At 45.0% G+C, this 24,832-nt stretch carries 29 protein-coding genes; 4 read left to right on the forward strand and 25 right to left on the reverse strand.

Annotation, left to right across the window (positions count from 1 at the left end; all coding sequences use genetic code 11):
• Nucleotides 1-5: 5 nt before the first annotated feature.
• The 10 genes from atpI to spoIIR all read right to left on the reverse strand — a co-directional run bounded on the left by atpI (nucleotide 6) and on the right by spoIIR (nucleotide 7,735).
• A complete protein-coding gene (gene atpI / locus ACY3LV_RS00675; RefSeq protein ID WP_148962516.1) occupies nucleotides 6-389 on the reverse strand; it encodes an ATP synthase subunit I in 384 nt (127 codons plus the stop codon).
• A gap of 418 nt (nucleotides 390-807) precedes the next feature.
• The gene (upp, locus tag ACY3LV_RS00680) at nucleotides 808-1,437 is read right to left on the reverse strand and encodes a uracil phosphoribosyltransferase (protein WP_148962515.1); all 630 of its coding nucleotides are present in this window, start codon (nucleotides 1,435-1,437) and stop codon (nucleotides 808-810) included.
• A gap of 133 nt (nucleotides 1,438-1,570) precedes the next feature.
• Nucleotides 1,571-2,818, reverse strand: coding sequence for a serine hydroxymethyltransferase (gene glyA, locus ACY3LV_RS00685; RefSeq protein ID WP_087992698.1), 1,248 nt, complete (start codon nucleotides 2,816-2,818; stop codon nucleotides 1,571-1,573).
• A 207-nt stretch (nucleotides 2,819-3,025) separates the two neighbouring features.
• Nucleotides 3,026-3,568 carry a TIGR01440 family protein gene (locus tag ACY3LV_RS00690; RefSeq protein WP_333561072.1) on the reverse strand — a complete coding sequence of 181 codons (543 nt, stop codon included), beginning with the start codon at nucleotides 3,566-3,568 and terminating at the stop codon, nucleotides 3,026-3,028.
• A 12-nt stretch (nucleotides 3,569-3,580) separates the two neighbouring features.
• Complete coding sequence (gene rpiB, locus ACY3LV_RS00695; RefSeq protein WP_464863190.1) at nucleotides 3,581-4,030, reverse strand: ribose 5-phosphate isomerase B; 450 nt, start codon at nucleotides 4,028-4,030, stop codon at nucleotides 3,581-3,583.
• Nucleotides 4,031-4,186: 156 nt separating this feature from the next.
• Nucleotides 4,187-4,639 carry a low molecular weight protein arginine phosphatase gene (locus ACY3LV_RS00700; RefSeq protein WP_253268627.1) on the reverse strand — a complete coding sequence of 151 codons (453 nt, stop codon included), beginning with the start codon at nucleotides 4,637-4,639 and terminating at the stop codon, nucleotides 4,187-4,189.
• 74 nt (nucleotides 4,640-4,713) lie between these two features.
• Entirely contained in the window at nucleotides 4,714-5,271 is a 558-nt protein-coding gene (locus tag ACY3LV_RS00705) for a manganese efflux pump MntP family protein (protein ID WP_333561074.1), read from the reverse strand.
• Between the two features lie 78 nt (nucleotides 5,272-5,349).
• The gene (locus ACY3LV_RS00710; protein ID WP_148962510.1) at nucleotides 5,350-6,390 is read right to left on the reverse strand and encodes an L-threonylcarbamoyladenylate synthase; all 1,041 of its coding nucleotides are present in this window, start codon (nucleotides 6,388-6,390) and stop codon (nucleotides 5,350-5,352) included.
• Nucleotides 6,391-6,547: 157 nt separating this feature from the next.
• On the reverse strand, nucleotides 6,548-6,991 hold the full coding sequence (locus ACY3LV_RS00715; RefSeq protein ID WP_148962509.1) for a GNAT family N-acetyltransferase: 444 nt from the start codon (nucleotides 6,989-6,991) through the stop codon (nucleotides 6,548-6,550).
• Between the two features lie 66 nt (nucleotides 6,992-7,057).
• The gene (gene spoIIR, locus ACY3LV_RS00720) at nucleotides 7,058-7,735 is read right to left on the reverse strand and encodes a stage II sporulation protein R (protein ID WP_464863191.1); all 678 of its coding nucleotides are present in this window, start codon (nucleotides 7,733-7,735) and stop codon (nucleotides 7,058-7,060) included.
• A gap of 140 nt (nucleotides 7,736-7,875) precedes the next feature.
• Here spoIIR and ACY3LV_RS00725 point away from each other — a divergent pair, with 140 nt between their 5' ends.
• The gene (locus ACY3LV_RS00725) at nucleotides 7,876-8,238 is read left to right on the forward strand and encodes a UPF0715 family protein (protein WP_087992705.1); all 363 of its coding nucleotides are present in this window, start codon (nucleotides 7,876-7,878) and stop codon (nucleotides 8,236-8,238) included.
• Between the two features lie 16 nt (nucleotides 8,239-8,254).
• Here ACY3LV_RS00725 and ACY3LV_RS00730 read toward each other — a convergent pair whose 3' ends face one another.
• The 3 genes from ACY3LV_RS00730 to prfA form a co-directional block, all read right to left on the reverse strand.
• Entirely contained in the window at nucleotides 8,255-8,542 is a 288-nt protein-coding gene (locus tag ACY3LV_RS00730) for a DUF5316 family protein (RefSeq protein ID WP_087992706.1), read from the reverse strand.
• A 61-nt stretch (nucleotides 8,543-8,603) separates the two neighbouring features.
• A complete protein-coding gene (gene prmC, locus ACY3LV_RS00735; RefSeq protein WP_464863192.1) occupies nucleotides 8,604-9,470 on the reverse strand; it encodes a peptide chain release factor N(5)-glutamine methyltransferase in 867 nt (288 codons plus the stop codon).
• A 1-nt stretch (nucleotide 9,471) separates the two neighbouring features.
• Entirely contained in the window at nucleotides 9,472-10,542 is a 1,071-nt protein-coding gene (gene prfA, locus ACY3LV_RS00740) for a peptide chain release factor 1 (RefSeq protein ID WP_087992708.1), read from the reverse strand.
• Nucleotides 10,543-10,667: 125 nt separating this feature from the next.
• Between prfA and gloA2 the strand changes: the two genes are divergently transcribed.
• Together gloA2 and racA are read left to right on the forward strand one after the other, a co-directional pair.
• The gene (gene gloA2, locus ACY3LV_RS00745; RefSeq protein ID WP_333561113.1) at nucleotides 10,668-11,054 is read left to right on the forward strand and encodes an SMU1112c/YaeR family gloxylase I-like metalloprotein; all 387 of its coding nucleotides are present in this window, start codon (nucleotides 10,668-10,670) and stop codon (nucleotides 11,052-11,054) included.
• Nucleotides 11,055-11,175: 121 nt separating this feature from the next.
• Nucleotides 11,176-11,730 carry a chromosome-anchoring protein RacA gene (gene racA / locus ACY3LV_RS00750; protein WP_464863193.1) on the forward strand — a complete coding sequence of 185 codons (555 nt, stop codon included), beginning with the start codon at nucleotides 11,176-11,178 and terminating at the stop codon, nucleotides 11,728-11,730.
• A gap of 35 nt (nucleotides 11,731-11,765) precedes the next feature.
• Here the strand turns inward: racA and ACY3LV_RS00755 are convergent, their stop codons facing one another.
• The 11 genes from ACY3LV_RS00755 to spo0F all read right to left on the reverse strand — a co-directional run bounded on the left by ACY3LV_RS00755 (nucleotide 11,766) and on the right by spo0F (nucleotide 22,297).
• Nucleotides 11,766-12,722, reverse strand: a complete 957-nt coding sequence (locus ACY3LV_RS00755) for an AEC family transporter (protein ID WP_148962504.1) — start codon at nucleotides 12,720-12,722, stop codon at nucleotides 11,766-11,768.
• An 80-nt stretch (nucleotides 12,723-12,802) separates the two neighbouring features.
• Nucleotides 12,803-14,500, reverse strand: a complete 1,698-nt coding sequence (malS, locus tag ACY3LV_RS00760; RefSeq protein ID WP_187441503.1) for an oxaloacetate-decarboxylating malate dehydrogenase — start codon at nucleotides 14,498-14,500, stop codon at nucleotides 12,803-12,805.
• Between the two features lie 287 nt (nucleotides 14,501-14,787).
• Nucleotides 14,788-15,375 carry a thymidine kinase gene (locus ACY3LV_RS00765; RefSeq protein ID WP_148962503.1) on the reverse strand — a complete coding sequence of 196 codons (588 nt, stop codon included), beginning with the start codon at nucleotides 15,373-15,375 and terminating at the stop codon, nucleotides 14,788-14,790.
• Between the two features lie 85 nt (nucleotides 15,376-15,460).
• Complete coding sequence (gene rpmE / locus ACY3LV_RS00770; RefSeq protein ID WP_003151132.1) at nucleotides 15,461-15,661, reverse strand: 50S ribosomal protein L31; 201 nt, start codon at nucleotides 15,659-15,661, stop codon at nucleotides 15,461-15,463.
• 118 nt (nucleotides 15,662-15,779) lie between these two features.
• The gene (rho, locus tag ACY3LV_RS00775) at nucleotides 15,780-17,063 is read right to left on the reverse strand and encodes a transcription termination factor Rho (RefSeq protein WP_010328939.1); all 1,284 of its coding nucleotides are present in this window, start codon (nucleotides 17,061-17,063) and stop codon (nucleotides 15,780-15,782) included.
• A 30-nt stretch (nucleotides 17,064-17,093) separates the two neighbouring features.
• Nucleotides 17,094-17,255 (reverse strand): hypothetical protein, encoded by a 162-nt coding sequence (locus ACY3LV_RS00780; protein WP_141113417.1) that lies wholly within the window; start codon nucleotides 17,253-17,255, stop codon nucleotides 17,094-17,096.
• Between the two features lie 212 nt (nucleotides 17,256-17,467).
• Nucleotides 17,468-18,433 carry a class II fructose-bisphosphatase gene (glpX, locus tag ACY3LV_RS00785; protein ID WP_148962502.1) on the reverse strand — a complete coding sequence of 322 codons (966 nt, stop codon included), beginning with the start codon at nucleotides 18,431-18,433 and terminating at the stop codon, nucleotides 17,468-17,470.
• Between the two features lie 30 nt (nucleotides 18,434-18,463).
• Entirely contained in the window at nucleotides 18,464-19,753 is a 1,290-nt protein-coding gene (locus ACY3LV_RS00790) for a UDP-N-acetylglucosamine 1-carboxyvinyltransferase (RefSeq protein ID WP_087992715.1), read from the reverse strand.
• 376 nt (nucleotides 19,754-20,129) lie between these two features.
• Complete coding sequence (fsa, locus tag ACY3LV_RS00795; protein ID WP_148962501.1) at nucleotides 20,130-20,768, reverse strand: fructose-6-phosphate aldolase; 639 nt, start codon at nucleotides 20,766-20,768, stop codon at nucleotides 20,130-20,132.
• Nucleotides 20,769-20,886: 118 nt separating this feature from the next.
• Nucleotides 20,887-21,744 carry a class II fructose-bisphosphate aldolase gene (locus ACY3LV_RS00800; RefSeq protein WP_087992717.1) on the reverse strand — a complete coding sequence of 286 codons (858 nt, stop codon included), beginning with the start codon at nucleotides 21,742-21,744 and terminating at the stop codon, nucleotides 20,887-20,889.
• A 178-nt stretch (nucleotides 21,745-21,922) separates the two neighbouring features.
• Complete coding sequence (gene spo0F / locus ACY3LV_RS00805; protein WP_003227621.1) at nucleotides 21,923-22,297, reverse strand: sporulation initiation phosphotransferase Spo0F; 375 nt, start codon at nucleotides 22,295-22,297, stop codon at nucleotides 21,923-21,925.
• A 165-nt stretch (nucleotides 22,298-22,462) separates the two neighbouring features.
• Here spo0F and ACY3LV_RS00810 point away from each other — a divergent pair, with 165 nt between their 5' ends.
• The gene (locus ACY3LV_RS00810) at nucleotides 22,463-22,984 is read left to right on the forward strand and encodes a DUF2529 domain-containing protein (RefSeq protein ID WP_148962500.1); all 522 of its coding nucleotides are present in this window, start codon (nucleotides 22,463-22,465) and stop codon (nucleotides 22,982-22,984) included.
• 83 nt (nucleotides 22,985-23,067) lie between these two features.
• Here ACY3LV_RS00810 and pyrG read toward each other — a convergent pair whose 3' ends face one another.
• Nucleotides 23,068-24,675 carry a glutamine hydrolyzing CTP synthase gene (gene pyrG, locus ACY3LV_RS00815; RefSeq protein WP_464863194.1) on the reverse strand — a complete coding sequence of 536 codons (1,608 nt, stop codon included), beginning with the start codon at nucleotides 24,673-24,675 and terminating at the stop codon, nucleotides 23,068-23,070.
• Nucleotides 24,676-24,832: the final 157 nt, after the last annotated feature.

Below are 24,832 nucleotides of genomic sequence, written 5' to 3' on the forward strand. Positions count from 1 at the left end.
GGTTTTCACCTCTCTTCCATTGATGAACGTTTAAGCTGGATAATAGAATCTATCATAATGACAGGATATATTGTCATTAATCCAATAATTGTACTTGCCATATGAAAATGCTCGGGATATTTATAGGCGACAGCCACAGCAAGAATCGCATTGCACCACCGCGCTGCGCTCCCCAAAGATCGTATGGACTTTCCTTTCTCAACAGCTCTGTCAAAAGCGTTCATTCTTCTGATGAGCAGTAACAAATTAAACAAACTGAAAACAGTTCCCAGAATAAGGCCTAAAAAAACGGTTTTATACGCTGTTAAACCATAACCCAGTACATACACTGCCAAAATGCATAATAGATATTTTCGTTGTCTGCTAAATGTAAGCTTGGGATCGTCCATCAACTATCTGTCTCCTGATGAAAAAATAATGTATTTCTTAGATACGGCAAAATCAGCGGTTAACCCTAGTAGAAGACCTTTTTTGACCGACAAAACGGGCCTGTTCGAAAAAATCATTCATCCGCAAGCCTTGCAAGGATGCTGTTTCATTCGCTTAAATAAATCCTCATAATACGGGTTTACTGAGAGGATTTATATTGAGGATGAGGACTATAATGAAAGCTATGAAAACCTTCTCATAATACCCTCGTTTAGCATACAATAGCCCCTAACAAGTGTCAATCTGTTTAAAGTTAAAAAACTTTTTATACCGTGAGCCTCCACAGAATGTTCACATTTTCACCTATAATTGTATACGAATTGACCGAATATCAAATAACTGGATAAAAAAAGAAAACCCCTTTCGGGAGTTTTCCTTTTATTTTGTTCCAAACATACGGTCTCCCGCGTCTCCGAGACCGGGAACAATATAACCTTTTTCATTTAATTTTTCATCAAGAGCCGCGATGTAAATATCCACGTCCGAATGATGCTTCTGCAATTCTTCCACACCCTCCGGCGCCGCTACAAGGCACATGAAACGGATATTTTTCGCACCGCGTTTTTTGAGGCTGTGAATCGCTTCTACAGCAGAACCGCCTGTAGCCAGCATCGGGTCAACCACGATGAATTCACGCTCTTCCACGTCAGAAGGAAGCTTGACATAGTATTCCACGGGTTTTAAGGTTTCAGGATCACGGTACAGGCCGACATGTCCCACTTTTGCTGCAGGAATCAGCTTTAAAATGCCGTCAACCATTCCCAATCCCGCTCTGAGGATAGGAACCACTCCAAGTTTTTTTCCTGCGATGACTTTCGATTTCGCAGCCTGAACCGGTGTATTGATATCCACTTCTTCTAAAGGAAGATCGCGGGTAATTTCAAACGCCATAAGAGTGGCTACTTCGTCTACAAGCTCTCTAAAATCTTTCGTACCTGTATTTTCATTCCGTATATATGTCAGCTTATGCTGAATTAAAGGATGATCAAATACATAAACCTTTCCCATACTGTGTTTCAGCTCCTTTTTTATTGTCCCATCAACAATTACACACTTCTATTGATTCTACAAAAAAAGACATTGAGTTTCAAGAACATCGTCAAAAAACCCGCCGGCCAAAGCCGAGCGGGTTTTTAGGATCTTAGTAATCTAATTCTTTATATAAAGGAAATTGATCAGTCAGAGCAGCTATACGCTGTCTTGCTTCTTCAAGTTTCCCTTCATCTTCGTGGTTCTTCAATGCAAGCGCAATGATGGAACCGACTTCATCCAATGCATCTCCGTCAAAACCGCGGCTTGTCACAGCAGCTGTACCAAGACGGATACCGCTTGTCACGAAAGGTTTTTCTGGATCGTATGGAATCGCGTTTTTGTTAGACGTAATACCGATTTCATCAAGCACGTGCTCCGCAACCTTACCTGTCAGTCCGAGAGAACGAAGGTCAACAAGGATCAGGTGGTTGTCAGTTCCGCCTGAAACGAGCTGGATGCCCTCTTTCGTTAACGCTTCAGCCAGACGTTTTGCATTTGAAATGACGTTTTGCGCATATGTTTTGAAATCGTCCTGCAATACTTCGCCGAATGAAACAGCTTTTGCGGCAATAACGTGCATCAGCGGGCCGCCTTGAATTCCAGGGAAGATCGATTTATCAATTTTCTTGCCGAACTCTTCACGGCAAAGGATCATACCGCCGCGAGGTCCGCGAAGTGTTTTATGTGTTGTTGTTGTCACGAAATCAGCGTAAGGAACCGGGTTTGGATGAAGGCCTGCCGCAACAAGTCCTGCGATATGCGCCATATCCACCATGAAGTAAGCGCCGACTTCATCAGCAATTTCACGGAATTTCTTAAAGTCGATTGTACGAGGATACGCACTTGCTCCTGCTACGATAAGCTTCGGTTTATGGGCAAGGGCTTTTTCACGCACGTCATCGTAATCAATATATTGAGTTTCTTTATCTACGCCGTACTCAACAAAGTTATATTGAACACCGCTGAAGTTGACTGGACTTCCGTGTGTTAAATGGCCGCCGTGGGAGAGGTTCATCCCAAGTACAGTATCGCCTTGCTCCAAAATCGTGAAGTACACTGCCATGTTTGCTTGTGCGCCTGAATGCGGCTGAACGTTTACATGCTCCGCTCCAAAGATCTCCTTCGCGCGGTCACGAGCGATATCTTCAACGACATCGACGTGCTCACATCCGCCGTAGTAGCGTTTGCCCGGATATCCTTCAGCGTATTTATTTGTCAAAACAGATCCTTGTGCTTCCATAACCGCTTCACTTACAAAGTTCTCAGAAGCAATCAATTCGATCTTAGTCTGTTGGCGTTCACGCTCATTTTTAATGGCGTTAAACACTTGTTCATCTTGCGCAGGTAAATGTTTCATCAGCGAGATCCTCTCCTATCCGTATCCTGTTCTTTGTTTTTACCATCACTATTGTACATGGTTTTTTAGGCCGATGTAAAAGATTATTTTTAAAAAATCAAAATTTTTATTGGTAAAAACGAATATTGATAACTTAAATTTAAGTTAAAGTTCGGGATTTATTTTACTGCCTTAAAAATAAAAGAAAAGACTGGCCACGCAGTCCTTTCATTCACATTCATAAATCGCCCGCACTCCGCCGATCAGTTTCGGCCGCGTACGCGCTAATGTCACATGTGCTGCCCCGAGACTGTTTTGAGGCACACGCACAGGTACAGCTACCGGCTTCAGATGCATGCCGATAAACGTATCGCCGATGTCGATTCCGGCATCAGCCTGAATGGTTTCGACAAGAACAGGAGACTTCATCTGCTTAAACGCATAAGCAGCCATCGCCCCGCCCGCTTTTGAAACGGGTACGGCAGAAACAGTTGGAAGCCTGAACAGCCGGGCCGTTTCTTCCTCGACGACAAGCGCTCTGTTCAAATGCTCACAGCATTGAAACGCGAGATGGATTCCCGTTTTTTCCTTAAGCTCGGCAAGTCCGCTGTAGATGCTTTCCGCGATGTCTGCACTGCCCGATGTTCCGATCCGGCTGCCGGCCACTTCGCTCGTGCTGCATCCAAGAACAAAGAACTGATCCTGTTTCAATCCCGCTTGTTCCTGAAACTCAGACAACATCGTATTCCACGTTTGCTTGATCTCATTCATTGAACAGCACCCCTACAGGTTTTTCTCTTCATAATCTGAGATTTTTCCAATACGGGTTTGATGTCTTCCGCCGGTAAACTCAGTGGTCAGCCAGATTTTCGCGATTTCACGCGCCAAACCGGGGCCGATGACCCGTTCACCCATCGCGAGGATGTTTGTGTCATTATGCTCTCTCGTTGCCTGTGCGCTGAATGTATCGTGCGCCAGCGCGCAGCGAATGCCTTTGACCTTATTAGCGGAAATACTCATACCGATGCCTGTCCCGCAAATTAAAATGCCTCTGTCAACTTCGCCGCTAACGACTTTTTCGGCCACCGGAAAAGCATAATCCGGATAATCGACAGATTCGCTTCCGCAGTCACAGCCCATATCAATATATTCAATTTGCAATTCGTCCATTAACTCTTTGATTTCATTTCGAATGTGAACGCCGCCATGATCCGATGCTATGGCTACTTTCATCAGCTTTTCCTCCCAGCGTGTGTGATGCGGCCCGCCCGCTTTGTTGACCGTGCAGCCTGTCCGCTCTTAGATTCACACCATATGATGTGCTTTTCACTATATTCTACTCCTTCACGAAGGATTTGCAAATGACCTGTTTGCAGATTTTCTGACAACTTACCTGCCGTCTTTTTTCAGTTGTTTTGCCAGCTGCTGAAGAAGCTCTTCAAGCTCATCTCTCGTTTGTTTATAGATATCAATTGTGCCGCCGAACGGATCGATGACATCCCCGCGGCTGTCTGTGACATATTCTTTTAGCGTAAACACTTTATCACGATAACGTCCGAATTGGCTGGCAATGATCTGTTTGTGCTGCTGGGTCATAGCCAGAACCAAATCAGCCGATACCATATGTTCTTCAGTCAATGGAGAAGACAAATGATTAAGGGCAATATGTTTTTCAAACAGCGCTTCGACAGCATGAGGCGTCGCTCTCCCATTAGGCGAAGCAAACACACCTGCCGAGCGGACACTGACATTCAGCCCTTCCGTTTCTGCAATTGATTTAAAAAGCGCCTCAGCCATGGGGCTGCGGCACGTATTTCCAGTACAGACAAAAATAATGTTCATGTCAGTCACCCCTTATTTTCTCTATTATATATGAAGAAAAAAGAAACGGCGACTTCGTTTCTTTTATTGGTTTATTAAATTGGCAAAAGCAGCTTTAGGCCGAATGCGATTAATATGATGCCCCCGAGCGCTTCACTGTATGTGCCAAGCCACGACTGTACTTGTTTTCCGATCAGCAGGCCCAGCCATGTCAACATCATGCTGAACAGCCCGAACAGGGTAATTGTGAGGAGCGGATGCGAGCCGTATATCCCCAAGCTCAAGCCGACGGAGAAGCTGTCAAGGCTGACGCCGACGGCAAACAGCAATAAGCCCGGTCCTGCCGGCGACATGAGTCGTTCTTCTGACTGTTTAAAAGAAGACATAAGCATTTGAACACCAAGAACAAAAAGCAGCGAACCCCCGATATAAACCGCTAACACGCCGAGGAGCCCCGACAGCATGTTACCGGCCGCCATCCCTCCGAGAGGCATGATGACGTGAAAGAGGCCGATGATGAAACCAATATAGAATATCTGCTTTTTTGTGAGTTTGATCATGCCCATTCCGAGACCGACAGAAAAAGCATCCATCCCTAAAGCAAACGCCATGATGCTTAATGTAATCAGTTCGCCTATAAACAAATCCGACATACATGAATAACCCCCTTGGACACGCCCCGCTTTTTTAGCCTATGCGTGTCCAAAAAGGGTTAGAACATCTGACTGCGTTCAGCGAATCACTCTTCCTCCAGCGGCTTTCATCAGCCTGTTCATAATGGCGAGTCCGACGCCCGTGTCCGGAAAGGATTCCGCGATAATAAAATCCACCTTCTTCTCATCAAAGCTGCGTAAAGCATCATATAGCCCTGCCGCAACAGTCTCAAGCTGAGCCCGTCTGCCGCAGCTCTTCACGTAATCAGCGGAATACACGTCCGCATTTTCTTCTGTCGTCAGGACACCGACCCGTCTTCCGTCCTGTTGATATTCTTGAATGAGGTGCTGAATGCGCTCAGGGCTGCCTTCGCAAATGGCAAGCGGCGCTGTCGGCGCATAATGTGTATATTTCATCCCTGGAGAAATCGGCTTCTCATTTTGATCACTGAGCCCTTTATCCACAAGGATCGGTCCAATCTCCGCTTCAATTTGTTCTTTCGTAATGCCGCCCGGGCGCAGGAGAACGGGGATGTCTCCCTCACATGAAAGGACGGTCGATTCGACCCCAATCCCGGTAGGGCCTCCGTCCATCATTCCAGCTATGCGGCCATCCAAGTCGTGAGCCACATGTTCCGCCTTTGTCGGACTTGGCTTGCCTGATAGATTGGCGCTCGGTGCCGCAATCGGCAACCCCGACGCGCGAATCAATGCAAGGGCAAGCGGATGATCCGGCATCCTAATGGCAACCGTTTCAAGCCCTGCCGTTACACGAGGTGAGAGCGCACCAGATTTGCAAGGCAGGATGAGCGTAAGTGCTCCCGGCCAAAACCGGTTCATCAATGTTTTCGCCTTTTCTGGCGCCGGTCCTGTTAAATCGTCTAGCTGGCTGATGTCCGCAATGTGGACAATCAGGGGATTATCACTCGGACGCCCTTTTGCTTCATATATTTTTTTGACAGCATCTGTGTCTTTCGCATTTGCGCCGAGGCCGTATACCGTTTCTGTCGGGAACGCAACGACCTCATTTTCCCGGAGCAAAGCGGCTGCTTGTGCAATTTGTGGATCATTTGTGGATAACTGGTCAGTTGCGTCCACAAACCATCTTTTCGTTTTCATTATCTGACCAAACTCCTTATTCACAACAATAAAACGATTGTTTTACGCGTGTAATTCTTTTGAAAGTATAAAAGATGTCCTGTAATAAAACAAGCGTTATCCACAAATTGTGGACAACGCTAATGAAGAAGTGGATAAGTATGTGTATAAATCACACTTATCCAGACGCTTTTTTCATCAAGACAGCCCCTTCTGTTTGCCGGGATTCACGGAAATGGCCGGAAGAAAACAGCTCTTCAGGTACACTTTCAGCTGGTTCAAACCCCATAGCCGTCAGGAAATCGGCAGAAGAATGCTGATTCGCAATTAAATATACTGTTTTGATCTGATGCTTTTCACACAGCAGCTCCATACTCTGAAAGAGCGTCACAATATGGCCTTGGTGAAGCTTGTCCGATATCACAAGTGATCGCAGCAGCCCTTGGTCACAGCTTATTTTTTCAATTCCGAGACAGCCGGCAATGTTTTTCTCACTGTCCTCCAGCATCAGAAACTGGGTGAAGCCTTCTTTCACGCCTTCATGATTGGTTTTCGCCTGTTTTAAAAATTCCTCGAGCACGTCTCCGTCTTTTTCCCTTGCCACCCGCAGTTGATAAAACATCCGTTCACCCCGTTTTTGCATTCTTTCTTCCAATCTATGAGGCAAATCTATTTTTAGACCAGGTGATTAGGAAAAAAGGCCGGAAATCCATTCGACTAAAAAGAATTTCACTTCTGTGCCGCCGTCTTCCTTCTCTTCTTTATCTTCTTTTGTGGCTTTTTCCGCTTTAGCGGTTACGTCCTCAAGCACTTTTTCAGTCTGCTTTTTTGAAGCTTCTTTATCTTCTTGTTCTTTTACGGCTTCCCCGTTAGAAAAATCGAGAAAACAGAGCGGCGGGAACAGCACACACCACCAATTGGCGCCGTCGCCGTTTCCAAGCGCAATCAGAATCGCTTCATATTCACCAGCGGGATATACCATGTTGCCGTAAAGCTTTGTCGGAAATGAGATTTTGTCAAAATCAACGGAAATCGACTGGTTCGCTCCTTCTTTCTCCATTGTTTCCTTTGCAATTTCTTTGATTTCGGGCAGCTTTGAGCGAATCACACGCCGCGCTTCTTCTATAGAAGTAATATCCTCTACCCAAGTCGTGATTTCTTTATTGACCGCGTCTCTGATATGCCGTTTTAATTGCTGGTCCTGATCCCTATCGCTGTTTGCCAATATTCTCAGGCGGATCGCCTCGTCCGGAATCACCACCGGCTGATTTTCTGATTGCTGCGCCGTCTCTTCTGTTGCCAGCCCTACAAGCGCACCGGATAATAAAAGAAAGATATATATACAAATGATTACTGTTTTTTTCATCGGTCCCCACCGTTCCTCTCCGTGCTTTGTTTCTAGCCCTATTATGGACAAGAAGAGCCTGGGGTAAACGTGCAGGGTGAAAAAAATCTAGCAAGCTGTTAATCTTATTTATGGTACGATAGTGTTTTAGGAGGTTTAAGATGAAATATAATTATACAGTGCTGTTATCAGCATTCACGATGTCGGTTCTTTATTCGATGATTTATATTCATTCATTTATCATTGCCGCTCTCGTAACGATGGCATTTTATTTTCTATTTCCTTATTTGATATTCGCACTTCCGCTTCAGTTCATGATGAATAAAAAGCCGAAGCGGTTCAACCCTTTGTATCTGCTGTATTACTTTGCCGCGTCTATTGTTGCCAACGCGATTATTTTCGGCTTGCTGCAGCCTTCGGGACAATCCCTGTTTCAAAATAAAGCCTTCTATCTTTTCGCTGTATTAACAGCTCTTGTCTATTGGATATGGGATTCTGTGTTACTGCAAAAAAAGGAAGCCTAGGAGGCTTCCTTTTTCATTAGAACAAAATCGTCAGCAGATAACAAAGAATAGAGGGTATCCCCGCAACAAAGAAAGCTGCCGCCATTTTCATGCGGGATGTACGGCCTTCTTTCGTTTCTGAATGGTAGTTTGCCCGCTGATCGCTTCCGCTTACGGCCAAACCCGATGTGATGATCGCGAGCCCAATCAAAATAAGAGACGCAATGCCAAAAATCGACTCAAATGGAAGTGCCTGCGGAACAATGGTGCCGATCATACTTTCAATCGCAATGAGCAAGATTCCTGCTGCCAGGGCCTTTTTCATCTTTCACATCCCCTTTGCTGGTGTTAAAACAGCTTGATTCATCAACTCGCCAGCAAGCTGCTTATATATTTTTATGAATCACAGCGCATATGGTTCTGTCTTTTCCATTAATATCTTTCAGCACTTCCACTTCCGCACCCTTAAACGTCTTGAGGATCAGTTCTTTGACCGCTGCTCCCTGATTCCATCCGATTTCAAAAACGACAAACACTTTATTCTTCATGACAAGCGGGATGTCTTCCATAAACCGCTTATAAAATTTGAGCCCGTCTCCGCCATCGGTGAGAGCGTGCAGCGGCTCATGAAAACGGACAATCTCTGATAGATCAGCCATTTCTTCTTCTGAAATATAAGGAGGATTCGAGACGATAATATCCGCTTTTTTTCCTGCTGTAATCAAAGGCTCAAGCAGATCGCCCTGATAAAAGCGCACATCAGCTCCAAGCTTTTCCGCATTAGCAGAGGCGACTTGCAGCGCCTCTTTTGAAATATCGACCGCCGACACAGAAAAATTTTTGTTTTCAAGCGCAAGCGTGACGGCTATCGCACCGCTCCCTGTACCGACGTCAACGACATCAACCCGGCCGTCTTCCGAAAAGACACGCCGATATTTTTCAAGCAAATGATAGACAACCTCTTCTGTTTCCGGCCGCGGAATCAGCACATCATCATTCACCATAAATTCCCGCCCGTAAAAAAACTCTTTTCCTATAATGTACTGAACCGGCACGCCCTCTTTATGCATCTCAACGTGACGCTGAAAGCGATACAGTTCGTCTTCGCCAATCGGTTCCTGTAAGCTGGCGAGCAGCTTGCTTCTGTCCATTCCGGTATCATAAAGCAAAAGAAGCTCGGCAGCGTTTTCTTCTCTTCCCGCTTCGGTTAAATAAGAAGAAGCCCATTTCAGGGCTTCAAATATCGTCTTCATCTTAACCTTCCGACTGTTGAAGCTTGCTTGCCTGATCTTCAACGATCAGTGTTTCAACCACTTCGTCAAGTTTTCCTTCAAGAATCTGATCAAGCTTTTGAATCGTCAGGCCGATTCTGTGATCCGTCACACGGTTTTGCGGGAAGTTGTATGTGCGGATACGCTCAGAGCGATCACCTGATCCTACGGCTGATTTCCGTGTTTGATCATATTCAGCCTGGGCTTCCTGCTGAAATTTATCATAGATTCTGGCACGGAGAACCTTCATTGCTTTTTCTTTGTTCTTGATTTGAGATTTTTCATCCTGGCATGATACCACAACACCTGTCGGCAAGTGCGTCAGACGCACGGCAGACATTGTGGTGTTCACGCTTTGTCCGCCCGGTCCGCTTGAAGCAAACGTATCAACTCGGATATCCTTCTCGTGGATGTCTACCTCTACCTCTTCCGCCTCAGGAAGACACGCTACTGTTGCAGTCGATGTATGGATACGGCCGCCTGATTCTGTTTCCGGAACACGCTGTACGCGATGGGCGCCGTTTTCATATTTGAGTTTAGAATATGCGCCGCTCCCCGTAATCATAAAGATGATCTCTTTGTAGCCGCCCGTTCCGGTTACACTCGCTTCCATGACCTCTGTTTTCCAGCCTTGAAGCTCAGCGTAACGGGAATACATTCTGTACAGGCTGCCCGCGAATAAAGCGGCCTCTTCGCCTCCCGCAGCTCCGCGGATCTCCATAATAACGTTTTTGTCATCATTAGGATCTTTCGGGATCAGAAGCACTTTGAGGCGTTCAGACAGTGTTTCCGTTTCCTTCTGGAGTTCAGAAATCTCTTCCTTCACCATCTCGCGCATTTCAGCGTCCAGCTTCTCTTCAAGCATCGCTTTTGCATCAGTCAGCTGTTCTGACGCATCTCTGTATTGTCTATATACGTCAACTGTTTCTTGTATATCAGATTGCTCTTTTGAATATTCTCTTAGCTTTTTCGGATCGTTGACTACTTCTGGATCGCTTAAAAGCTCATTTAATTTTTCGTATCGTTCTTCGATTGACTTTAATCGGTCTAACACGGTCTTCACCTCTGTTTTCCTGTGCGTAACATTCTCATTATAGTATAGTGATTAACCCCAGTCAAAAGCATTTCAATCCGAGTTGGAAATGCCTCCTCTGCTATACTGGGAATCGAGGAGGGATCATCATGCTAAAATCCATACATCATATTGCAATCATATGTTCAGATTATGAAAAGTCGAAAGCTTTCTACGTACATAAGCTTGGTCTTCAAGTCATTCAAGAAACGTATCGAGAAGAGCGGGGCTCCTATAAGCTTGATTTGTCACTTAACGGCACGTATGCTATTGAGCTGTTTTCGTTTCCCGATCCGCCCGCACGCCAAACCCGGCCTGAAGCGGCAGGCCTGCGCCATCTCGCCTTTACAGTCAGCAGCTTGGATGAAGCGGTTCAAGAGCTTCATAAAAAAGGAATCGAAACAGAGCCCATCAGAACAGATCCACTGACCGGCAAGCGTTTCACCTTCTTTTTTGATCCTGACCAGCTTCCTTTAGAACTGTATGAACAATAACGGTTTTTGAAGAAAAAAAGAAGATACCCACTTTCTTTGCCGAATCTTTTCTTGTTTTGTCTAACAGGAAGGGAACCGCATTCTATGGTCGAATACCTAGCTAAAAAGGAGGTATGGGATCATGAATACAAATATGGTAGCAAGTGAACTCGGCGTCTCCGCAAAAACGGTGCAGCGGTGGGTTAAGCAGCTGAATCTTCCGGCCGAACGCAATGAGCTCGGACACTATTCGTTCACGGCAGAAGACGTGAAGATTCTAAAATCTGTACAGAAACAAATCTCTGAAGGCAAGGCGATTCAGGATATTCATGTGCCTCAAAGCACTAAAAAGCGCACAGGCATCCTTATTCAAAATACAAATGGCGACACAGAACGAAGAATCGAGCAGCTCGAACAGAAGCTGAACACCCTATTACTGCAAAAGCAGGACGAAAACGAACTGCTGGCAAGGATCGAGGAACTGGAACGCCAGCTGAAGCAAAAAGCGGATGAGGGTGTATCTTATCAGCTGCTTCAGCACCGCAGGGAAATTGATGACATCCTTGCAGACATGCAATCACTGACCTCACAAATGAAAGAATTCACCGCCCAGCCGATCCCCGAGACCGCTGCCGCTTCCGAAAAAAACAAAACAAGAAAAAAACCGCTGCTGTCACTGTTCAAATTTCAAACCTAATATAAAAAGCTCCCCGTAAAGGGAGCTTTTTTGATTTACGCAGTAAGCGCAATAATAATTGGAAGTGAAATCAATGACAGAATCGCACTGATTACAAATGCAGAAGCCGTTTCTTCCTCTTGTTTTTCGAAACGAGTTGCAATCATGGCTGCTACGGCAGAACCAGGGAATGCAACAAGAAGGATCGCTTTTGTCATTTGGTCAGCTGGAAGTCCGACTGCAAGAGCAATCAAGAACATTAACGCAGGCTGAACCGCAACTTTGAGCAGCGCAATACCAAATGCCGGTACGCTGAGTTTGATACTGCGGATACCAACAGTAACACCGACAGCAAAGAGAGCCACACCAGATGTTGTGCTTCCAATCTGGTCAAGCATTTTAACACCCAGCTCAGGTAGAGTCACACCGCAAAGCACTAAGATCATACTGATTAACGGAGCAGCTGCAAGCGGCTCAGAAAGACCGTGCAGGATTGATTTTCCTGTCATCTTCCAGAAGTTGTCGCCGCCCTCTTCGTTTTTCTTAGAAGACACACCGACAGTAGCGACAATAATCGCAAGCGGATCAAGAATCGCATTAACAACAATACCTGTAACCGCGATCGGAATCGCAACCTCTTGCGCACCGAACAAGCTTCCCAGTACAGGAATTCCCATAAATGCGAATGTCGGCTGTGCAGAGTTCAAAGAAAATACGGATGAGTTCGTTAAATCATATTTAAACACAAATCTGCAAAGCAATAAAATAACAATATAGAAACCAACAATCCCAATAATTAAAGAAACCATTAATGGAATTTGAGATAAAAATTCACTTCTGGAAGTAGTCAAAATACCAGCGATAAAGTGAGCTGGAAGTGCGTATTTCGTTACTAACGTACTTACCCCTTTTGCCGACTTGGCATCATAACTTCCAAAATGTCCTGCAAACCATCCCAGCACGATAACAAAGAAGATCGGTGCCAGGAGGATTAAGATATCTAAGATGCTCAAAATATTCTCCTCCAAATCCTATGTCCGTATACTTTAGCTTTCCAAAAAGCTTTCCCTCGGACGATGTATTTAATCGCTAATTATTTTGCGATGACTTTTTTGTATTCCGGTGTCCACATTGCATCAAGAACCGCTTGTTTCACATCTTCAGGCTGACGATTTGCTACGCCTTCTTTAATAGCTGCTTCAGCAACGGCAATCGCAACTTGAATAGAAACTTCTTGAAGCTTATCAATGCTTGGAAGCAATCCTGCTCCAGGTGTTTCAAAATCAACCATTTCAGCAATCGCATCAGCAGTTGCAGCAAACATAGCAGGCGTAATCACACGCGCTTCAGCTACAATTGAACCAAGTCCAAGACCAGGGAACGCAAATGCGTTGTTAGATTGTCCGATTTCATAAGAAACACCGTTGTATTCCACATTTTCAAACGGGCTTCCTGTTGCTACAAGCACTTTTCCGTCAGTCCATTTGAATAGATCTTCAGGAGTCGCTTCCGCAAGGTGAGTCGGGTTTGACATCGGCATGATCACCGGACGGTCTACGTGAGATGCCATTTCTTTTATAATTTCCTCTGTAAACGCGCCTGATACGCCTGAAGTACCGATTAAGATCGTTGGTTTCGCTTGGCGAACCACTTCATCGAATGGGATTTGGCCTTTTTCATCGCGTTTCCAATCTTTCACTTCATCTACACTGCGAAGGTAAGGTTTTTGGAAATCAAGGATGCCTTCGATTTCTTCAGTCAGCAAGCCTCTGTAATCAATTGTGCAGAAGCGTTTGTTCGCTTCTTCTTCTGATAATCCCGCAAGCACCATTGTGTCACGGATTTGGTCGGCGATTCCGATACCTGCGGAACCTGCACCGAAGACAACAACACGCTGGTCTTTAATAGATGCGCCTGTTTTCTTCATAGCAGCAAGCACACCAGCAAGTGTAATCGCGCCTGTACCTTGAATATCATCGTTGAATGTCAGAATGTCGTTGTTGTATTTCTTCATGATATTACGCGCGTTTTTATTACCAAAGTCTTCCCAGTGAAGAAGTGCTTTAGGGAAGAATTTCAGCGCAGCTTTTACATACGCATCAACGAATTCTTCATAACGTTCATCTGAAATACGCTCATGATGGTTACCGATATATAAAGGATCATTTAAAAGTTTTTCGTTGTTCGTACCGACATCAAGCACAACCGGGATAACACGGCTTGGGTCAATACCAGCTGCTGCAGTGTAAACAGCCAATTTACCGATCGCGATGTTAATACCGCCTACACCCCAGTCACCGATTCCGAGGATGCTTTCAGAGTCAGTTGCAACAATAAGATCAATATCGCCTGCTGTCGCATGAAGGTTTTCAAAAGCTTTTTCAATACCCTCAATATTGTCGATTGACAAGTAGATACCTTGAGGTCTTCTGTACTCATGGCTGTATTCTTGAATCGCTTCGCCGACTGTCGGTGTGTATACAACAGGAAGCATTTCGCGAAGATGGTTTTTCAGCAATTTATAGAAAAGAACTTCGTTACGGTTTGCCAAATCATTTAAGTAAACATTTTGACGAAGGCGGTCTGGCTGAGCTTTAAACTGCTCATATGCGCGTTTTGCTTGTTGATCTAGAGAAAGTACAGTTGGCGGAAGAAGTCCTTCTAAACCAAGTTCTTGTCTTTCCTCTAATGAGAAAGCAACACCTTTATTTAAAGTAGGAATAGATAAAACTTCTTTTCCTCTAAGAGTTGTTTCTAAATGGCCTTCCTTCGTTTTTTTTATGTTATTCAAGCAAATCTCCTTCTTTCTTGAAATAGTTAACAAAGTTAAGTAATAACCCATCTTGAAAATCCGATCATGATCTTTATGCGACTTTATGACAATTATTCGAACAATGTCTAAAAACTATTTACATTACGTAAGCTATTGTATGCCTGTGAAAATCAAAATTCAAGGGAAGAAAATTACTTAATTTTTTAATACACTTAATTAAATTTTTTAATTAATTATTATCAGAATATAAAAAAAACACCGGTGTTTTTAGCCGGTGTTTTCTATCTTTATACCCATGCTTCGGGCTATTTTTTAGATTTCCCTGGAACTTCGTGATGGTGTCTGCATCTCGCTTCATACGATTCGGATGCGCCCACCAAAATGACCGGATCATCGTAGGAAACAGGTTTGCCGTCAATCAGACGCTGTGTTCTGCTCGCCGGCGATCCGCAGACGGAACAGACGGCTTGCAGCTTCGTCACACTTTCCGCAATCGCCATAATATCCGGGACGACACCGAACGGCTCTCCTCTAAAATCCATATCAAGACCCGCTGCAATCACACGGTAGCCTTTATCGGCAAGGGATGATAAAACCTCCACAATTTCCTGGTCGAAAAACTGCACTTCATCAACCGCAATCACATCCGTACGCTCACTGATATGGTCCCAAATATCTGCAGCAGAAGAAATGGCATAGCTCTTCATGGATGTTCCATTATGGGAGACAACAGCATCTTCGCTGTATCGATTATCAATCACAGGCTTAAATACCCTGACTTCCTGCTTGGCGTAAGTCGCTCTCTTCACTCTTCTGATCAGCTCTTCAGATTTCCCCGAGAACATGCTGCCGCAAATCAGCTCAAGCCAACCGCTTTGTTTCATTATGTACATAGGCTCTGTTCCCCTCTTTCTGCCAGCTGTGTTTTAGACAATATAAAAAACAGGCAAGACTGCTTGCCTGTTGAAAAATCTATTATTACTTAAGACCGTATTTTTTGTTAAAGCGATCAACACGACCATCAGCAGAAGCGAATTTTTGGCGGCCAGTGTAGAATGGGTGGCACTCAGAGCAAATCTCAACGCGTACCTCTTCTTTTACTGAGCCTGTTTCAAATTCATTTCCACAAGCGCATTTAACTGTTGCTTTTTTGAAATTAGGATGAATTCCTGCCTTCATTGTATCCATCTCCTTCCGCCCTGAATCCAGTGTGGAAACAGAGTTATTATTTCGGAGCATTGTCCGAAACGCATATAAGAAAATTATATCAGTGATTTACTTCTTTTGCAAATACTATTTACCTTCTTGCAGATGATAGATTTGCCTGTTTCCATTCTTGATTGAGAATGTCGAAAAATTCTTGGTTTGTTTTGGTTTTTTTCATTTTTCTCATGAATTTTTCCGCAAAATCAGGTGAATCAGACATCGTTTTGCGGATCGACCATAAACGATCAAGATGCTCTTTAGGCACAAGCAGCTCTTCCTTGCGCGTTCCTGAACGGCGGATATCGATGGCCGGGAAAATGCGGCGCTCAGCCAAAGAGCGGTCAAGGTGAAGCTCCATGTTGCCTGTTCCCTTGAATTCTTCATAAATAACATCATCCATACGTGAGCCTGTATCGACAAGAGCCGTAGCAAGGATAGTTAAGCTTCCGCCCTCTTCGATATTTCTCGCAGCCCCGAAGAAGCGTTTCGGACGGTGGAACGCCGCAGGGTCAATCCCCCCGGAAAGCGTTCTTCCGCTTGGCGGAATCACTAAGTTGTAAGCTCGGGCAAGGCGTGTGATGCTGTCCATCAGAATGATAACATCTTTTTTGTGTTCTACAAGACGCATCGCGCGCTCAAGCACAAGCTCGGCCACTTTGATATGGTTTTCCGGCACTTCATCAAACGTTGAACTGACGACATCCCCAGCCACAGAACGCTCGATATCAGTTACTTCTTCCGGTCTTTCGTCAATCAAAAGCACGATGAGCTCTGCTTCTGGCTGGTTCGCTGTAATACTGTTGGCAATTTCCTTCAGCAACATTGTTTTTCCGGCTTTTGGCGGTGCAACAATCAAACCGCGCTGTCCAAATCCGACCGGCGCCATCATATCCATAATTCTTGTAGACAAGAAGTTAGGTTTTGTTTCTAGCACCATTTGACGGTCTGGATAAAGAGGTGTAAGAGCCGGGAAATGCACACGCTCTTTTGCAGATTCGGGATCATCCCCATTTACCGCTTCAACGTGCAAAAGTCCATAGTAACGCTCATTTTCTTTTGGCGGACGAACCTTGCCTGATACTTTGTCTCCGTTTCGCAAATCGAAACGGCGGATTTGGGAAGCTGAGATGTAAATGTCTTCTGAGCTTGGAGAGTAGTTGATCGGTCTCAGGAAGCCGAAACCTTCAGACTGGATGATCTCAAGAACGCCTTCCATAAACAGCAGATCTTCTTGTTCTGCATTTGCTTTCAGAATGGCAAAAATGAGTTCTTTTTTTGTCAGTTTGCTGTAATAGGAGATTTTATAATGTCTTGCAAGTTCATAAAGCTCTTTCAATTTCATATTTTCCAAAGAGGAAATAGATACGTTTTTCATAAAAACACCACGCTTTTCATAGTCAATATCTTACTCTGTACATATAACCTGCTGCTTTTGCACAACATCCGCCAAAGCACATTCTTTTTTTAACATAAAGGAACTTCTATCGGTAACACTTCCACCCATGATCGGCGCTTTTGTTAAAAGGATTGTCTTAATGAGTTTTGAAGGAAGCGAGGACAAAAACATGAGAAGATCAATACTTATATCGTCTGTATGCGGTAGAAATTAAAACTTTCCCAGTGCTTAAAAGAAGGAATTACGCAGTAAAATTCGCAGCACTCTTTATTTTTACCTTATTTCAGAAAATTATTCAACTGAAATAAGGTTTTGACACTGAATTGATAGAGTTGACTCTTTTTTGCAAAAGAAAAGCAGGCTCACACCCGCTTTTCTGTTTGTTATGGACGGATTACAAGATTTGGTTTCTTTTTCAAGCTGTGTCTGCCGTCAACAAAGCGGACAGTGCCTGATTTTGCACGGATCACTATGCTTTCAGTTGTGCCGACAGAACCTTTAAATTGAACACCTTTTAACAGCTCGCCGTCAGTTACACCGGTAGCTGCAAAAATCGCGTCATCACCCTTCACAAGGTCTTCCATACGAAGGACTTTGCTTAAATCAAGGCCCATCTTGTGACAGCGCGTGATTTCTTCTTCATTTTGCGGAAGGAGTTTACCAATTATTTCTCCGCCCAGCGCTTTTAGCGCAACAGCAGAAAGCACACCCTCAGGAGCTCCGCCTGATCCGAACAGGATGTCAACGCCCGTGTGGTCGAAAGCCGTATTGATGGCGCCTGCGACATCGCCATCATTGATCAATTTGATTCTGGCGCCTGCCTCACGAAGCTCAGAAATAATTTTCGCGTGTCTTTCACGGTTTAAGATAGTGGCAACAACGTCCTCAACGTCCTTGTTTTTCGCTTTTGCCACCGCTTTAAGGTTATCAATGGCAGGTGCTTCAATGTCAATGCAGCCCACCGCTTCCGGGCCTACTGCGATTTTTTCCATATACATGTCAGGGGCGTTCAGAAGCGTGCCGTGGTCTGCGACCGCAATAACCGTCAGCGCGTTCCAGCCGCCGCTTGCCACGATGTTTGTGCCTTCAAGAGGGTCAACTGCGACATCCACGCGCGGACCGTACCCGTTTCCGAGTTTTTCCCCGATATACAGCATCGGCGCTTCGTCCATTTCCCCTTCACCGATCACAACGGTTCCTTTCATCGGAACTGTATCAAAAACATCTCTCATTGCGCTTGTTGCCGCTTCATCAGCCTCGTCTTTTTTTCCCCGGCCCATCCATCTTGCAGATGCCAATGCCGCAGCTTCGGTCACACGTACCAATTCCATTGATAAACTTCTTTCCATTTCAACACGATCTCCTCTCACAAGAAACCATTATGAATTTTGAAGCTGTTCTATTTCTTCGTCAGTCATTCTTTCACGCCAGATTGTCGCTCCAAGCCCCTCAAGCTTCTTCTCAAGGGTGCTGTATCCGCGGTCAATGTGCTCCAGGCCCGTAATTTCCGTGACGCCGTCAGCCATCAGGCCGGCTACCACCAGACAGGCTCCGGCACGCAGGTCGCTCGCCTTCACTTTTGCACCTTGAAGCTCGACAGGACCTGTGATGATGGCGGATCTGCCTTCTACTTTCATATTGGCACCCATCCGTCTCAGCTCATCAATGTGCTTGAATCTTGCCGAGTAAATGGTGTCCGTTACGACGCTTGTCCCTTTTGCTCTTGTCAGGAGCGCCGTCATCGGCTGCTGCAAATCAGTCGGAAAGCCCGGATATACGAGGGTTTTGACATCAACCGGCTTTAAGTGTTTCTGCCCGCCGACAATGAGAAGCTGGTCATCGCTTGTTTCAATATGATAGCCCATTTCTCTCAGCTTTGCTGTTAAGGACTCCAGATGAGTGGGAATCACATTATCGATCATGACTTCCTTGCCCATTGCAGCAGCCGCAATCATAAATGTACCTGCCTCAATTCTGTCCGGAATGATTGTGTGTTTGCAGCCGTGCAGTTCCTTCACGCCGTCGATTCGGATCACATTGGTTCCCGCACCTTTGATTTTGGCGCCCATGCTCGTAAGCAGTGTCGCAACATCAATGATCTCAGGTTCCTTCGCAGCGTTTTCGATGAGCGTTTTCCCTTCTGCCAAGACAGCGGCAAGCATAATGTTAATGGTTGCCCCTACACTCACGACATCTAAATAAATGCGTGCGCCTCTCAGCCTTTCAGCACGCAAATAAATGGCGCCTTGTTCATTGGTCACTTCAGCTCCAAGCGCTTCAAAGCCTTTGATATGCTGATCAATCGGCCTGGGGCCTAAGTGGCAGCCGCCGGGCAATCCGATGACGGCCTGCTTGAAGCGGCCGAGCATCGCCCCCATTAAATAATAAGACGCGCGAAGCTTTTTTACTTTTCCGTTAGGAAGCGGCATGCTGATCATCGACGTGGGGTCAACAACCATCTCCCCATTCTCGAAATGCACGTTGCCGCCGATTTCCTTTAACAGGTCACGCAGCGTTTCAATATCTGAAATCTCTGGAAGCCCTTCAATTGTCACCTCGGAATTTGCCAAAATGGTTGCAGGTATTAATGCAACAGCACTGTTTTTAGCGCCGCTGATATGTACTGTACCGTTTAACGAGTCACCGCCGGCAATATTCAACTTTTCCATGATAGTCTCCTTCCATAAGAAGATAGCTGCGGAGCTAAATAAAATGTCATTTTATTCTGTCTCTGCAAATAAAGCTCATGTCCAAAATCTAGCCAATTCGAAGAGAAAGAATACAACACATTGTAAAATATCAGGAAGAAAATAGCGAAGCTTTGCGGGGCACAGGTTTCGAAAATGCACAGAGACCCGCCGGCTTGAAAAACAACGTCGTCATCCGGCAAAAGCAGTACGCAAACACTTCATTCCGATATCAGCTTCTGCAGCCCAATGATTCCTTCTCTGTAAAGCGGCGTCAGCATCTGAAGGTCCGCTGTATCAGGACGGTGAAAAACAAAGGCCGCGGCAAACAGGCATAAGCTGTTTGCCGCCCTTTGAATTATTTATTCCAGTCTGCCAGGAATTGTTCAATTCCTTTGTCTGTTAACGGATGCTTAGTGAGTGAATGAATGACTTTCAGCGGCATGGTGCCGATATGAGCCCCTCTTAGAGCGGCTTCTGTCACGTGCTGCGGATGGCGGATTGACGCCGCAATGATTTCCGTGTCAAGACCGTGAATGTCAAAAATCTGCTTGACTTCTGAAATCAGGTCAAGTCCGTTGTGGCCGATGTCATCTAAACGTCCCAGGAAAGGAGATACATACGTTGCCCCTGCTCTGGCAGCAAGAAGCGCCTGGTTTGCATTGAAGATCAATGTGACATTTGTTTTGATGCCTAATTCAGTAAGTGCTCTTACCGCTTTTAGACCGTCGGACGTCATCGGGATTTTCACCGTGATGTTCGGAGCGATTTTCGCCAGTTCTTTTCCTTCCTCGATCATCTCTTCAGCTTTTAAAGAAATAACCTCAGCGCTTACAGAACCTTTCACAACGTCTGTAATCTCGCGAAGACGGTCGTGGAATGATACGTTAGCTTCTTTTGCTACTAAACTAGGGTTCGTCGTTACACCGGCAAGAATTCCTAATTCATTCGCTTCTCTAATTTCATCGATATTGGCTGTATCAATAAAAAATAACATGTTCAAAAAGCCTCCTTGAGTAAGAATTTTTCTGAATTGCGAATATGATTGCGCTTTCTAAAGATAGACGGAAAACCGCCTGTCAAGCTGTCAGGCGGCTATAAAAGTTCCAATTAAATTAAGCTTGGTTTGAAGAACCAAATTCACGCATTTTACCGATAACTGTTTCTTTAATCGCTTCACGAGCAGGTCCAAGGTATTTACGAGGATCGTATTCGTTAGGCTTAGCTGCCAATGTATCGCGAACAGCTTTTGCAGAAGAAATTTGGTTTTCAGTATTTACGTTGATTTTAGCTGTACCAAGTGAAATTGATTTTTTGATGTCAGCAGTCGGAATTCCAGTACCGCCGTGAAGAACCAATGGAAGACCAGTTGTTTTACCGATAGCTTCCATTTCCTTGAAACCAAGGTTTGGTTCGCCTTTGTAAGGGCCGTGAACAGAACCTAATGCAGGTGCAAGGCAGTCGATGCCAGTGCGCTCAACAAGTTCTTGGCACTCTTTAGGGTCAGCGTAGATTACGCCTTCAGCGATAACGTCATCTTCTTGTCCGCCGACTGTTCCAAGCTCAGCTTCTACAGATACTCCGTGGAAATGAGCAAGCTCAACAACTTTAGAAGTTGTTTCAACGTTTTCTTCAAATGGATGGTGAGAAGCGTCGATCATGACAGATGTGAAACCTGCATGAATCGCTTTCGCACAAGATTCAAAGCTTGAACCGTGGTCTAAGTGAATCGCAACAGGAACTGTCACTTTGTACTCTTCCATAAGTGCTTTTACCATAGCTACGACTGTTTTGAAGCCGCCCATGTAGCGTCCCGCACCTTCGGAAACACCAAGGATCACTGGAGATTTTTCTTCTTCAGCTGCTTGTAAAATCGCTTGAGTAAACTCAAGGTTGTTTAAGTTAAATTGTCCTACAGCGTACCCTTTTTCTTTAGCTGTATTCAACATTTCCGTCATAGAAACTAAAGGCATGTCGAATGTCCTCCTTATGTAGCCTGATTGTCTTCTAGCGAAAAAAGCTTTCCACCCTAGCATGACCCATATATTGCTGTCATATGTAAATACTCAGATCGCTTTTTCTCCATAACTAGAATACCAACTTTTCGACAAATGGGCAACACAATGACATCATTCATTTGTATCTTCTTTGTTAATTAGACTTCAGGGGCAGATATTTTTTCACGGCATCTCTGATTTCATCGATATCAAAAGGCTTCGCAAAATGCGTCAAAGCGCCCAGTTCCTTTGATTCCTGGATCATGTCGAGTTCTCCGTATGCCGTCATGATGATCACCCGAATGTTTTCGTCAATGACCTTCATCCGTTTTAAAATTTCAATTCCGTCCATCCCGGGAATTTTCATGTCCAGAAGCACAAGGTCGGGCCGTTCTTTTGTCACGATGTCAAGCGCCTGCAGGCCGTTTGCAGCCTGAAACGTCTGGTAGCCTTCTTTATTGAATACTTCGTTAAGCAAAATACGTATGCCGTATTGATCATCAACGATTAAAATTTTTTCATTCATCATTTTACACCCCAATATTATGATTTTCGTCAAAAGTAAGCAGTAGTGTATGTATTCTGTTTGATTTTCCTATTTCCTTTAATTATAATAGTCTACTTTACGACATTTTCTGAGCATTTTCTCTTTTGTTGTATAATGATATTGTACGTTATAAAGGAGGATTCACTTATGTTGAAAATATTTACGACGCAGTTAACAGGTATTTTTTCCCGCATTCAGGATAAGGAATCTGACGCGATTGAAGATGGGGCACGGCTGCTTGCTCAAGCGGTGATCAGCGGGCATTCCATATATATATACGGAGCAAATGAGCTTCAGGGCGTCTTATATGAGGCTGCCGAAAGCACAGAGCCGCTGCCTTCCGTCAAACCCTTTCCAGAAAGCGCTGATGAAGTGACAGAAAGCGACAGGGTGCTGATGTTTTGCTCAGGGGCGGGCACTGCCGAAGAGCAGGCGCTCGCGAAAGAGCTTTATGAAAAGGGTGCGGGAGTCGTATGCGTATCGCCGGCAGCTAAAGACAGCGCGGGAATTGAACAATATTGTGATGTGCATATTGATTCTAAATTAAAAATGCCGCTCGTTCCCGATGAAAACGGCACCCGTTACGGATTTCCCTCTTTAATGACGGCACTGTATGTCTACCATGCTTTATCGTTTACATTAAAAGAAATTTTGCAAGAGTATGCATAATACCTTATTGTACATGCTGTATCTTGCCGGAAACAAATAAAAAAGACTTGCCCGCTTTTAATAAAAACGGCAAGTCTTTTTTATTACTTCTGATTTGCAGCTTCGACAGACGCTCCGATGAAGCCTTTGAATAGAGGCTGAGGTCTTGTCGGTCTTGATTTGAACTCTGGGTGGAACTGAGATGCCACGAACCAAGGGTGGTCTTTCAGCTCGATGATTTCAACAAGGCGTCCGTCAGGGCTTGTGCCTGAGAAAACGAAGCCTTGGTCTTCCATTTGCTGTCTGAATTCGTTGTTGAATTCATAGCGGTGGCGGTGGCGCTCGTACACCACTTCATCCTGATACACTTCATAGGCTTTTGTGCCTTCTTCAAGCTTACAAGGGTAAAGGCCGAGACGAAGCGTTCCGCCGAGATCCTCAACATCCTTCTGTTCAGGTAGAAGGTCGATGATCGGGTATTGAGTTGACGGATCAATTTCCGCTGAGTGAGCGCCTTTTAAGCCCAATACGTTTCGTGCGTATTCAATAGACGCAACCTGCATGCCCAGGCAAATGCCCAAGAACGGAATGTTGTTTTCGCGCGCGTATTTAGTTGCGATAATTTTGCCTTCAACACCGCGGTCTCCGAATCCGCCCGGCACGATGATGCCGTCCGTTCCGCTTGTAAGCTCTTCAATGTTGCTTTCTGTTACTTCTTCAGCGTTGATCCATTTCACTTTTACATCTGTGTCGAACGCATAGCCCGCATGGCGGAGTGATTCAACGACAGAGATGTACGCGTCAGGAAGCTCAACGTATTTACCGACAAGGCCGATCGTGATCGTTTGAGACAGATTGCTGACCTTGTTAACAAGCTCTTTCCACTCGGACATTTCCGCTTCTTTGCATTCCAATCGCATGTGCTCGCAAACAAGCTTATCAAGCCCTTGTTTTTGAAGCTCAAGCGGAATGGAGTAAAGGTTGTCCGCATCCTCACACTCGATAACAGCTTTTGTATCAATGTCGCAGAATAGCGCGATTTTATCTTTCATATCTTGAGAAATCGGCATTTCTGTACGAACGACGATGATGTTTGGCTGAATGCCCAAGCTGCGCAATTCTTTTACACTGTGCTGTGTCGGTTTTGTTTTTAATTCGCCCGCAGCTTTAATGTAAGGTACAAGCGTACAGTGGATGTACATGACATTTTCACGGCCGATATCGCTCTTCATTTGGCGGATCGCTTCAAGGAATGGCAGTGATTCGATGTCCCCGACAGTTCCGCCGATTTCTGTAATAACGACATCTGCGTTTGTTTCTTTCCCCGCGCGGTAAACACGGTCTTTCAGCTCATTTGTGATGTGCGGGATAACTTGTACAGTTCCGCCAAGGTAGTCTCCGCGTCGTTCTTTTTTAAGAACTGTTGAATAAATTTTACCTGTTGTCACATTGCTGAATTTATTCAGGTTAATATCGATAAAACGCTCATAGTGACCAAGGTCCAGATCTGTTTCAGCGCCGTCATCCGTTACGAATACTTCACCGTGCTGATACGGGCTCATTGTTCCCGGGTCGACGTTGATGTATGGATCGAATTTTTGAATTGTCACGTTCATTCCGCGGTTTTTCAGCAAACGTCCTAATGAAGCTGCTACAATACCCTTTCCAAGTGAGGATACGACTCCCCCTGTTACAAAAATATATTTCGTCATTTCGTTTGCTCCTCTCTTCGCTCTTGGCTACATTTTTAAAATGTACTGTTTTATAGAAAATCATTTAGCCTTTTAAATGATTTATTAAGAAAAATGAGGGGTGAAAATAAGAAAGCTCCCTTTCAATTTCTTGAAAGGGAGCATAAACGCACTATGT

This window comes from Bacillus sp. 11C, assembly GCF_055486375.1.

What these genes read in the sequence shown, in the direction of transcription:
- upp (WP_148962515.1), bottom strand. Translation starts at nt 1,437, where the DNA reads ATGGGAAAGGTTTATGTATTTGATCATCCTTTAATTCAGCATAAGCTG.
- glpX (WP_148962502.1), bottom strand. Translation starts at nt 18,433, where the DNA reads ATGGAAAGAAGTTTATCAATGGAATTGGTACGTGTGACCGAAGCTGCG.
- fsa (WP_148962501.1), bottom strand. Translation starts at nt 20,768, where the DNA reads ATGTTATTTTTTATTGATACAGCCAATATCGATGAAATTAGAGAAGCG.
- ACY3LV_RS00715 (WP_148962509.1), bottom strand. Translation starts at nt 6,991, where the DNA reads ATGTTTTATCAACTGCGGGTGGCAAGGGAAAAAGACGGAGACGTGCTC.
- ACY3LV_RS00790 (WP_087992715.1), bottom strand. Translation starts at nt 19,753, where the DNA reads ATGGAAAAGTTGAATATTGCCGGCGGTGACTCGTTAAACGGTACAGTA.
- spoIIR (WP_464863191.1), bottom strand. Translation starts at nt 7,735, where the DNA reads ATGAAAAAAACAGTAATCATTTGTATATATATCTTTCTTTTATTATCC.
- ACY3LV_RS00710 (WP_148962510.1), bottom strand. Translation starts at nt 6,390, where the DNA reads ATGAAAACGAAAAGATGGTTTGTGGACGCAACTGACCAGTTATCCACA.
- ACY3LV_RS00690 (WP_333561072.1), bottom strand. Translation starts at nt 3,568, where the DNA reads ATGAATGAGATCAAGCAAACGTGGAATACGATGTTGTCTGAGTTTCAG.
- ACY3LV_RS00700 (WP_253268627.1), bottom strand. Translation starts at nt 4,639, where the DNA reads ATGAACATTATTTTTGTCTGTACTGGAAATACGTGCCGCAGCCCCATG.
- racA (WP_464863193.1), top strand. Translation starts at nt 11,176, where the DNA reads ATGAATACAAATATGGTAGCAAGTGAACTCGGCGTCTCCGCAAAAACG.
- rpmE (WP_003151132.1), bottom strand. Translation starts at nt 15,661, where the DNA reads ATGAAGGCAGGAATTCATCCTAATTTCAAAAAAGCAACAGTTAAATGC.
- spo0F (WP_003227621.1), bottom strand. Translation starts at nt 22,297, where the DNA reads ATGATGAATGAAAAAATTTTAATCGTTGATGATCAATACGGCATACGT.
- ACY3LV_RS00765 (WP_148962503.1), bottom strand. Translation starts at nt 15,375, where the DNA reads ATGTACATAATGAAACAAAGCGGTTGGCTTGAGCTGATTTGCGGCAGC.
- ACY3LV_RS00780 (WP_141113417.1), bottom strand. Translation starts at nt 17,255, where the DNA reads ATGTTTTTGTCCTCGCTTCCTTCAAAACTCATTAAGACAATCCTTTTA.
- ACY3LV_RS00730 (WP_087992706.1), bottom strand. Translation starts at nt 8,542, where the DNA reads ATGAAAAAGGCCCTGGCAGCAGGAATCTTGCTCATTGCGATTGAAAGT.
- prmC (WP_464863192.1), bottom strand. Translation starts at nt 9,470, where the DNA reads ATGAAGACGATATTTGAAGCCCTGAAATGGGCTTCTTCTTATTTAACC.
- rpiB (WP_464863190.1), bottom strand. Translation starts at nt 4,030, where the DNA reads ATGAAAGTAGCCATAGCATCGGATCATGGCGGCGTTCACATTCGAAAT.
- ACY3LV_RS00705 (WP_333561074.1), bottom strand. Translation starts at nt 5,271, where the DNA reads ATGTCGGATTTGTTTATAGGCGAACTGATTACATTAAGCATCATGGCG.
- ACY3LV_RS00725 (WP_087992705.1), top strand. Translation starts at nt 7,876, where the DNA reads ATGAAATATAATTATACAGTGCTGTTATCAGCATTCACGATGTCGGTT.
- glyA (WP_087992698.1), bottom strand. Translation starts at nt 2,818, where the DNA reads ATGAAACATTTACCTGCGCAAGATGAACAAGTGTTTAACGCCATTAAA.
- ACY3LV_RS00800 (WP_087992717.1), bottom strand. Translation starts at nt 21,744, where the DNA reads ATGCCTTTAGTTTCTATGACGGAAATGTTGAATACAGCTAAAGAAAAA.
- atpI (WP_148962516.1), bottom strand. Translation starts at nt 389, where the DNA reads ATGGACGATCCCAAGCTTACATTTAGCAGACAACGAAAATATCTATTA.
- ACY3LV_RS00810 (WP_148962500.1), top strand. Translation starts at nt 22,463, where the DNA reads ATGTTGAAAATATTTACGACGCAGTTAACAGGTATTTTTTCCCGCATT.
- pyrG (WP_464863194.1), bottom strand. Translation starts at nt 24,675, where the DNA reads ATGACGAAATATATTTTTGTAACAGGGGGAGTCGTATCCTCACTTGGA.
- rho (WP_010328939.1), bottom strand. Translation starts at nt 17,063, where the DNA reads ATGAAAAACGTATCTATTTCCTCTTTGGAAAATATGAAATTGAAAGAG.